Annotated in this window: 9 protein-coding genes and 4 pseudogenes; 8 read left to right on the forward strand and 5 right to left on the reverse strand. The window is 60.9% G+C overall.

What is annotated here, in order from left to right; all coding sequences use genetic code 11:
• Nucleotides 1-126: 126 nt before the first annotated feature.
• Entirely contained in the window at nt 127-402 is a 276-nt protein-coding gene (locus tag IVB32_RS16745) for a hypothetical protein (RefSeq protein WP_247362258.1), read from the forward strand.
• A gap of 173 nt (nt 403-575) precedes the next feature.
• Nucleotides 576-1,331, forward strand: coding sequence for an outer membrane beta-barrel protein (locus IVB32_RS16750; RefSeq protein ID WP_247364656.1), 756 nt, complete (start codon nt 576-578; stop codon nt 1,329-1,331).
• Nucleotides 1,332-1,401: 70 nt separating this feature from the next.
• Here the strand turns inward: IVB32_RS16750 and IVB32_RS16755 are convergent, their stop codons facing one another.
• Nucleotides 1,402-1,614 (reverse strand): hypothetical protein, encoded by a 213-nt coding sequence (locus IVB32_RS16755; protein ID WP_247364660.1) that lies wholly within the window; start codon nt 1,612-1,614, stop codon nt 1,402-1,404.
• Between the two features lie 89 nt (nt 1,615-1,703).
• On the opposite strand from IVB32_RS16755, the pseudogene IVB32_RS16760 reads away from it, so the two are divergent.
• The 4 genes and pseudogenes from IVB32_RS16760 to IVB32_RS16775 form a co-directional block, all read left to right on the forward strand.
• Nucleotides 1,704-2,190 (forward strand): annotated as a pseudogene (locus IVB32_RS16760) (metal-dependent phosphohydrolase); the annotation flags it as partial.
• A gap of 65 nt (nt 2,191-2,255) precedes the next feature.
• Nucleotides 2,256-3,370, forward strand: a pseudogene (locus tag IVB32_RS16765) (AI-2E family transporter).
• 151 nt (nt 3,371-3,521) lie between these two features.
• Nucleotides 3,522-4,016, forward strand: a pseudogene (locus IVB32_RS16770) (acetate kinase); the annotation flags it as partial.
• 262 nt (nt 4,017-4,278) lie between these two features.
• Complete coding sequence (locus IVB32_RS16775; protein WP_247362262.1) at nt 4,279-4,767, forward strand: potassium channel family protein; 489 nt, start codon at nt 4,279-4,281, stop codon at nt 4,765-4,767.
• Here IVB32_RS16775 and IVB32_RS16780 read toward each other — a convergent pair.
• On the reverse strand, nt 4,715-5,401 hold the full coding sequence (locus IVB32_RS16780; protein ID WP_247362263.1) for a helix-turn-helix domain-containing protein: 687 nt from the start codon (nt 5,399-5,401) through the stop codon (nt 4,715-4,717). The genes IVB32_RS16775 and IVB32_RS16780 overlap by 53 nt on opposite strands.
• Before the next feature lie 373 nt (nt 5,402-5,774).
• Between IVB32_RS16780 and IVB32_RS16785 the strand changes: the two genes are divergently transcribed.
• Both IVB32_RS16785 and IVB32_RS16790 read left to right on the forward strand, forming a co-directional pair.
• Nucleotides 5,775-6,398, forward strand: a complete 624-nt coding sequence (locus IVB32_RS16785) for a response regulator (RefSeq protein WP_247371957.1) — start codon at nt 5,775-5,777, stop codon at nt 6,396-6,398.
• Between the two features lie 214 nt (nt 6,399-6,612).
• Complete coding sequence (locus IVB32_RS16790) at nt 6,613-6,960, forward strand: response regulator (RefSeq protein ID WP_345956893.1); 348 nt, start codon at nt 6,613-6,615, stop codon at nt 6,958-6,960.
• Between the two features lie 15 nt (nt 6,961-6,975).
• Here IVB32_RS16790 and IVB32_RS16795 read toward each other — a convergent pair whose 3' ends face one another.
• The 3 genes and pseudogenes from IVB32_RS16795 to IVB32_RS16805 form a co-directional block, all read right to left on the reverse strand.
• Nucleotides 6,976-7,587 carry an invasion associated locus B family protein gene (locus tag IVB32_RS16795; protein WP_247362265.1) on the reverse strand — a complete coding sequence of 204 codons (612 nt, stop codon included), beginning with the start codon at nt 7,585-7,587 and terminating at the stop codon, nt 6,976-6,978.
• A 28-nt stretch (nt 7,588-7,615) separates the two neighbouring features.
• Complete coding sequence (locus IVB32_RS16800) at nt 7,616-7,867, reverse strand: hypothetical protein (RefSeq protein ID WP_247362267.1); 252 nt, start codon at nt 7,865-7,867, stop codon at nt 7,616-7,618.
• Nucleotides 7,868-7,878: 11 nt separating this feature from the next.
• Nucleotides 7,879-8,620, reverse strand: a pseudogene (locus IVB32_RS16805) (transporter); the annotation flags it as partial.

The raw sequence follows: 8,620 nt of genomic DNA on the forward strand, positions 1-8,620 counted from the left end.
CGCCAGGAAAGGCGTTCAGGGCGCACGGAGCGCCGTGAAGAGCGGCGCAACTAGGACGTCAACATGCTCTCACCGATCATCGCTCGCCGGCAGAAGTCTGCTTGATCGCGATCCGGAAGCTGGCGGATGCCGCAGACCTGCTACGTCACATTCGAGGTGCACAAGCGTGGGACCTTGCCGAAGCGGCGAAGTCCACGGGAGACACGCACATTCGAGAGCGAAGCCGAGGCGCGGGCTTTCGCGCGAGAGAAATTCAATGAGGGATTGATCGTGTTTGCAGGCACGCTCAATCCCTTTTTGCCACGACGGCTGATTCCCTCGAGCGACATTCCGTCCTGGATAGAGCAAGACCGAGGCGGCGAGGTTGGCGGCCACGATGACAAGCGCGAACCGGAGAAATAGGCAGCATGTCTTGGTGCTTCATGCCGATGTCACGTTCGAAATGTCTTGAGTGTTGCCATTATGGCACGTGGAGTTTGTGCCCTCGCCCGTAGAGTTTCAGCTGGAAGTTGGGGGATGATCGCAGGGCAACAAGCCACCGTTCGAGCAATCAAAAAGCGGCCGGCAAGGAGAGCATGATGAAAAGACTTCTGCTGACAACCATTGGCGTGGTGACGCTGGCCATGGGACCCGCCATGGCTGCCGATATGGCCGTGAAGGCGCCGCCCCCGGCACCGATCATTCCGATCTACAATTGGACGGGGCTCTACATCGGCGGCAATGGTGGCTGGGCGCAGAACCACAGCTGCGTCGATTTCCTTGACGCGGCCGGCGTCGCCGTCGCTTCCGGCTGCCGCGATCGTTCCGGTGGTGTTATCGGTGGCCAGCTTGGTTATCGCTGGCAGGCCAGCCAGTGGGTGTTTGGTCTGGAAGCTCAGGGCGATTGGGCGGATCTCAGCAATCAGCGCGTCAGCCTGTTCGATCCAACGCTCTCCACGCGCGCCAAAACCAGCGCTATCGGCCTCTTCACCGGCCAGATCGGCTACGCCTGGAATGCGTCACTGCTCTACGTGAAAGGCGGCGCTGCGGTGACAGACAATCGCCTCAGCGTACTTGATACTGCGACCGGCGCCGAGCTCGCGGCGCAAAGCGCAACCCGCTGGGGTGGTGTCATCGGTGTCGGATTCGAGTATGGCTTCACGCCGAACTGGTCGGTGGGTCTCGAATACGACCATCTGTTCATGGGGCACCGGAATAATTCGTTTACGGTCGCTGATCCGCGACTTGCTGCTTTCGTGAACGATCGGATCACCCAGGACGTGGATATGCTCACCGTGCGCTTCAACTACCGGTTTGGCTGGGGCAGCAATCCGGTCGTCGCGAGGTACTGAACTTTCCTGGTCTGATGTCTTCAGGAGGCCGGCAGCGACGCCGGCCCTCATTTTTGCGCTTTGGCGCGTCCTATCCTCGGCGCCTGCCAACGCGATCGACCGGACCGCCGCGATTGGTCGGTGTGCCGGGCCGCACTGCTTCTCGTGCGCCAGCGCGCGCGACAGGACGCACCCCCAGGACGACGCCCGGTCTTGCAACGCAATGCGCGGGATAGTCCACGTATTGGCAGTATGCGACGGCGTTGGCGCTCCCAGAACTCGTGAAGACGAACCCGACCGTCATCAATGCAACTGCTAATGCGATGGATGGCTTCATTTTTGGCCTCCTGTTTTTGGAGCCGTAGTGGAAGCCTGCGCGTTGCGGACGTTACCGGCAAAACGGTTCGTCTGCCGCGAGAATCGTCCGATGCGGCTCTCGCGCCATAGAATGTCGATCGCTCAAAACTGTTCGTGCTGGAGCGGTTGGATTCCGTCGAGCGGCCGGGTTGCTCGGGCGATCGAATACACTCGGTTTCCTTACACGATGTCTTCCAATGATAGCCTGATCGAGGAGGAAGGATTGCTGTTGCGGGCCGCCGATCTCATCGGTCAGCTCGGCGATCCCAACTACCTGAAGAAGTCCAACGCGCTGTTCTACGAATTCGAGGAGATCGGCCTCAACAGGACCTTGGGCTACGCGACGCCAGCGGACATCGTTTACAAATATCCGCCATTCTATTGGAGTAACGTAGCTCCCCAGATCCAGCCGGCGATACGTCATCTCAACGTGACGTCCCGAGGCCGGCAATGGATAGCGAGTCTCTACGGCAACATATTTCGGGCCGAGCGCGAGCTGACTCTGTCTGGACCTCAGCCCTAGAAGAGGCTCGACGCTTGATCTGGATCAAGCGTGCGGCGTGAGAGCAGGGGCTAGTTCGCCTCAGCATGCGCGGCATGGCTGAAGGCGCGTCCGTGAAAACACTCCGTCAGATATTCTCCGGAGACGAGATCATCCAGCTTCTGATCCGACTCGGATTGCTGGGGCTGCTGCTCGTCTGGGCGCTCCTCCTGGTCCGTCCATTCATCCCCATTTTGGCCTGGAGTGTCGTGCTTGCTGCTGCGCTGAACCCGGCGTTTCGGCGCCTCAGCGACATTCTCGGCGGACGGCCGAAGCTTGCGGCGACGATCCTCACGCTCGTAAACCTGGCTGTGGTGATCGGACCGGCGACCTGGCTGGGCATGGGCGCGGTCGACGGGATCACCGATCTTGCCGCCCAGGTGACGGCCGGTGAATTGCATGTGCCTTCGCCGCCGCAGTCGCTCAAAGAGTGGCCAGTCATCGGGCCTCAGCTCTTCGATCTCTGGGATCAGGCGACGACCAACCTCCGGTCGCTCTTGCGCGCGGTCGTGCCCTATTTGAAGCCATTCGCGTCCACCTTGCTTGGGTTTGCCGGCAATGCTGGTGTGGGAACGGTCAAGTTTCTGCTGTCGGTGGCGGTGGCCGGCGTGCTGTTTCCGTATGGACCTCAGCTCGTGGCCGCAGGGCGCAGTTTCTGTCCCGCATCGTGCCGGACCAAAGCGAGCATTTTCTGGACCTGGCAGGAGCCACGATCCGTGCGGTGGCTCAAGGCGTGATCGGCGTTGCCATCATCCAAGCCTTGCTGGCGGGAATAGGTTTCAAGCTCGCCGGCATCGCCAGCGCGGGCCTTCTTGCTTTCGTGGTGCTGTTGCTGTCGATCGTGCAGATCGGCGGGACCATCGTCATCCTGCCGGTCATCATCTGGATATGGACCGACAAGGAATTCCCGATCGCGCTCCTACTGACGGTGTTTCTCGTGATCGTGTCGGTGCTCGACAATATCCTGAAGCCGCTCGTCATGGGGCGCGGCCTGACCACGCCAGCGCTGGTCATCCTGATCGGGGTGATCGGCGGAACTCTCTTCCACGGAATCATCGGCCTCTTCATCGGACCGATCATTCTGTCTGTCGTCTGGGAGTTGACAGTCGCCTGGATCCGCGCTGAACGGGCTGCGCCCGCACAGCTGGCAATCGAGCGTTGACCTCGATGAGCTCGATGGAAGCTCTCGGGTGAAGATACGACGACCGGTCGGAGATGGTGGTGGATATGCCTGGCTCGCCCGCTGACGTTGCTCGGACCATCAGAGTCGATGCGGGGCGTCGGCATGCTGCAAAATTTGCGGTGTGAGTGCCATGGACACCATCCTTGTCATCAATGCCGGCTCCTCTGATCTCCGATTCCAGATCTACTCTGTCGAAGGAGAAGGCAGGCTACGGCAACGGCTCAAGGGGCAGATGGACGGCATCGGGCGCTGTCCGCGCTTGCGGGCGAGCAAGGCTGGCGGTGGTCCGCTCGCCAATCGCGCTTATCCAGTCGAAACAGTGCCGGATGTTGCGGCTGCGATGGACATCACCAGCACCTGGTTGCGGGACGAGCTTCATATAAATCCGATTGCAGTCGGGCACCGCGTCCTTCACGGCGGTCCAGAGCATGACCGCCCCGTCTTAATCGATCATGAAGTCATGGCCCGCCTGGAGCGGTTGACCAGGTCCGCACTTTTTGATCTGCCGCACAACTTGGCGCCAATCCGTTCCATTCTGGCGAATTTCCCGGCAATCCCGCAGGTCGCCTGCTTTGATGCCGCATTTCCCCGAACGCATGCCGCAGTCGCCGACCATTCTGCGGTTTCTCCGGCGAGCCGCATTCCGGTCCATGTCATCCCCTCCGACGAGGATCTTATGATCGCCAGGCACACGCTGGCACTGCTGATGAAGGGTAGCCCGAGAGCGCCAAGCTGAGCGTCATGACCGGGCTCCTTGGTGGCCGGGGTGCGGGCAATGAGCGTACACGCCCGCGCCACGTTGATCTGCATCAAACGCCCGCATCATACCGCGGGCCGGATGGCAGCGCTGACCAACCAAACCCCGGCAGCGTCGGAGGGAGCTCGCGATGGCTGTCCAATTTCTGCTCGGCACTTTCATTAGCGTGATCAACATCATGATTCACGCGCTGGTGACCGTTGCAGCGATCGACATCGCCCGCAGCGCGGGATTGAAGCATACAATGCGGCCCCGATCTCACATGATGGCGGTGATGGTCACGATAGCTGTCATTTTGATGGTTGCACACACGGTCGAGGTTCTTGTCTGGGCGCTGGCTTACGCTCTGGTTGGTGCCGCGCCCGAGGGGAGCGAGTTGCTGTATTTCACCTTCGTGAACTACACCACGCTGGGCTACGGCGATGTCACGCCAGTGCAGGGATGGCGGCTGACGGGGCCGATGACTGCCATGAACGGCATTCTGATGTTCGGCTGGTCGACCGCAGTCCTGTTCGAGGTGTTACGCAAGACCCTTGAACATCTCTCGGCAATCGCGGCGCCCGGCTTCAATTCTGGAGATCATCAAGAGCTGCGAGCTGATGCCGGTCCAGGAGCATGATCTGCCGCTGGGTGTTGCCGATGAAGCCGAGGATGCCGAGGTCGTGAAGGCGGGACAGGGCGCGGGACACGGTCTCCAGGGTCAATCCGAGGTAGTCCGCGATGTCGCGCCGGGACATTGGCAGGGCCAGAATTCCTGCGGCCGTTAGCCGCGTATCCATCTCGAGCAGGAAGGCCGCCACCCGCTCCAGCGAGGTCTTGCGGCCGAGCAGCAGCATGTGATCTTCCGCATGCTGAAGGTTGTTGGTGGTCATGCTGAGCAGGTTTCGGGCAACCATGGCATCGCCTTCTGCGACGAGTTCGAGGCTCTGCCGTTTAACCAGGCGTACGGTCGTGTCGACGATCGCTTCCGTTGTGAATCTATGCTCGCTGCCGTTTTCGAGCCCGAAGATGTCGCCAACCAGGTGGAAGGCGCCGATCTGGCGACGCCCGTCTGACAGGAGCTTGTAGCTTCGCACGGCGCCTGATTTGACCTGATAGACGTATTCGGCCGGCTCTTTCTCGCCGTAGATTTCGGTGCCCTTTTTATAGGTAAATTCGTTTAAACTGATGATCGGATTTGAACTGGTATTCAGGCCAAGCTCGCGGAGTGAATGATGCCGCGAGGAAGCGTCGGCAGCGTTGCGAACCAGCATGGTCAACTCCCGAACTGGTGCTGACGCGATAATCGCGAGCAGCTTATTTCCGTCACCGGGAATACGGAGCCGCCGATAAATCACCCTTCCCGCAAAGGTTGTTTAAGCCAAAAGCAGGCTTTGCAGCCATTGTCTGTAGGTGCATTGTACCAAAGTACAGGGACGGCGATGGTGCGCTGGATGAGAAACCTGTCAGAACATCTGTCGGATTGCGCGGCGTAGGCTTACGTCGCGCATTCCGCCCGAAGTCGTGCCACTGCGGGCGGGCTGCTTTCATTGATGTTGACCGCGGGCTGCGAGGCGTCTTGAATTGCTTCTAAGGCTTGCGCGAGCGGTGGTGTTCTGCTTGCAAGAACAGGTCGGGAGGAAAACATTGCCTGGCTTCGTCTATGTGGTCGACGACGACCCATCGTTTCGCACCGCCATCCAGCGTCGGCTCAAGCTTGCCGGCTATGAGGTTGTGACCTACGGGTCGGCGCAACAATTGCTCGAGGATCCCCCGGGCTCCGAACATCCGGGCTGCATCCTGCTCGACGTGCAGATTCCGGGCCTGAGCGGCCCTGAGTTGCAAGCGTGCCTCGCCCAACGACCTTCGCCGTTGCCGATCGTGTTCCTGACAGGGCATGCTGATACCGCAACGACTGTTCGCGCGATCAAGGCCGGCGCGGAAGACTTTCTGACCAAACCAGTATCTTCGGAACAGTTGATCGACGCGATCGAGCGCGCACTGGTTCGACAAGAGGTGGTGCGCGGCCAACAGGGCAAGCTGGATTCGTTTCGTGCTCGTTTGACGTCTCTGACGCGACGCGAGCGACAGGTCTTCGACCTCATCGTGCGCGGGAAGATCAATAAGCAAATCGCTTACGAGCTTGGAACCACCGAGCGCACCGTAAAGGCGCATCGGCACCAGGTGATGACAAAGATGCAGGTGCCGTCCTTGGCCGAGCTGGTCTCCGTCGCCGAGCGGCTCGGACTTCTGAGCTCGCAGCCGGCGTGAACCGTCGGACTGTTTGCGGTAGGTGACGTCAATCTCGCGATCAGACCTGTACGATAGGACAATACGAAATATTGTTGACAGATTCTGGCAACGACTGCCTAGTTGGCCGTTGGATTTGCGCAGGAACATTTGCGGCGCCTCGTCGTTGTGAGGCGGGTGCAGAGTGTTCGATGAGAAAGCTCACCCATTGTTTGCACGCAGGTCAATATACGTTGTGGATGACGATTCATCGATGCGGCGAAGCATGGAGCGGTTGCTGCGGAACCACGGCTTTACCGCGGTTGTTTTCGAGTCCGCCGGTGCATTGCTTAGTCATGGCCACCTCGAAGACGCGTGCTGCCTCGTGCTGGACGTCAATCTGAACGGCGAGTCGGGTATCGCCCTGCGGCGCAAGCTGGCAAGTGACGGCGCTAAGGTGCCTGTCGTCTACATCACGGGCAACGACAGCCAGGCAAATCAGGCGGCCGCGATCGATTCCGGCTGTGCGGCCTATTTGAGCAAGCCCTTCGCGGCCAGCGAGCTGATCGCAACGGTTGAACGCGCCTGCGCCAAGAGCGCTTGAGTTGTTCTCACCTGCTCACTCCTCGATGTCCTGCTCCAGGATCTGTGCAGGCGCGCCTTTGTGAGCCGGGCCGAACTGTGCCAGCGGCAATGACGTCGTCAGAGACAGAAGGTTGGAGTCGGTGACCTCAAGGACGAGAGCCGTGCCGGCATCCATGTCGTTGATGAACTTGGGATCGGCTGCGTCGGCGGCAATGCAGGTATTGCTCAGGCACCAGGTGTAAGGCAATGACTGGACGTTGGCCCCGTCGATCGTCAGCTTGACCGGCTTCTGCAGATACATGCCGACGGGAACAAACACTTGTAGGCGCGCAATGGGGTCGCCGTCACGCTCGATGAGGTCCACGCGGATTGCCATCTGACCCGTAGCAAACCGCCCCGTGATCGAGGTTCGGCACAGCATCGGCGTTCCTGCAGGCCGTACGCAAAGCTTTGTCCAGCCGCCATAGGTGATGTCCTTGGCTTCGCGCTGCCCGCGAGGTGCGATTTCGGCGGACTTTACCTCTGGGGTCGGCTTTGGCGCGGCTATATTCTGCGCTGAAGCTGGTCGGGCAACAGCCGCCGCGAACAATATCGACACGCAGACGAGCGCACGCCCGGACAAAAGCACTGAAGTTGCGTCGATCATGTTCTGCCTCCAGGCGCCAGCTCTGCGGCTATTTCTGCGCGTCAAGGAATCGTTCGACGAGCGGTGCCCACATCGGAATCGTGTAGGGCAAGCCGATGAGGAAATGTCCGTCGCTGACGGGCCGAACCACATAGGCGAACATAGGTAGCGGCAGTGGCAAGGCCCAGACCTCTTCCTGGATACGAACATTGTGGTCGGCGCCTCCCGGGGCTAGAAAGCAGGCCAGGATGCTCAATGCCGCGGCGAAGTAGGTCACTGTCGAAGCATGCCGCAGGTTCACGCGCGCCTCCTTCAGCCGGCGAAAGTGCTGGCCACGATGATCGGTCCAAGCACGGTGAGCACAACGTTGCCGACAGCGTAAGGCACGGCGACTCCGAGGACGGGGGTTTGGCTTTCTGCAACTTCGCAGGCGCCGGTCACGGCGGCGTCGACCGTCATGGCGCCGGCCAGCGCTCCGCAAATGATGACCGGGTTCATGCGGAGCACGCGATGGGCAAACAGGGTGGTCACGATCAGCGGCACCAGCGTGACGACCAGGCCCATGCCGACCAGTAACAAGCCGTGCGACTGGATCGCGACCCAGGCCGCGTGGCCGTTGCCGAGCCCGATCGCGGCGATGAAGCCGCCGAGCCCGAGGTCGCTCAGCGTCTGCTGCGCTGCGGGAGGCATTGCACCCATCGTCGGCCGCCGAGAGCGCAGCCAGCCGCAGAAAAGCCCTGCAATCAGGGCGCCGCCGCCACCTCCCAACGTCAGGGGCACAGACCCGATCTTGACGCTCACGAGACCGGCAAGCAGACCTATGGCAATGCCTGCGGCAAGGAATGCGATGTCGGTACGGTCTTCGGAGCTCAGGATCTGTCCAACCTGCGAGGCGGCGCGCTCGATGTTGCGGGTGCTGCCGACCAGCGTCATGACATCACCGACATAGACGCGGGTCTCCGCGCTCAAGGGGACCTCGCGTCCCATCCGCGTCAAGGTGCGCAGGAACACGCCGCGCGCGGCGTCGCCGACGCGGTCGGCCACGTCCTTGACG

Source organism: Bradyrhizobium sp. 23, from assembly GCF_023073295.1.
Lineage (GTDB): Bacteria > Pseudomonadota > Alphaproteobacteria > Rhizobiales > Xanthobacteraceae > Bradyrhizobium > Bradyrhizobium canariense_D.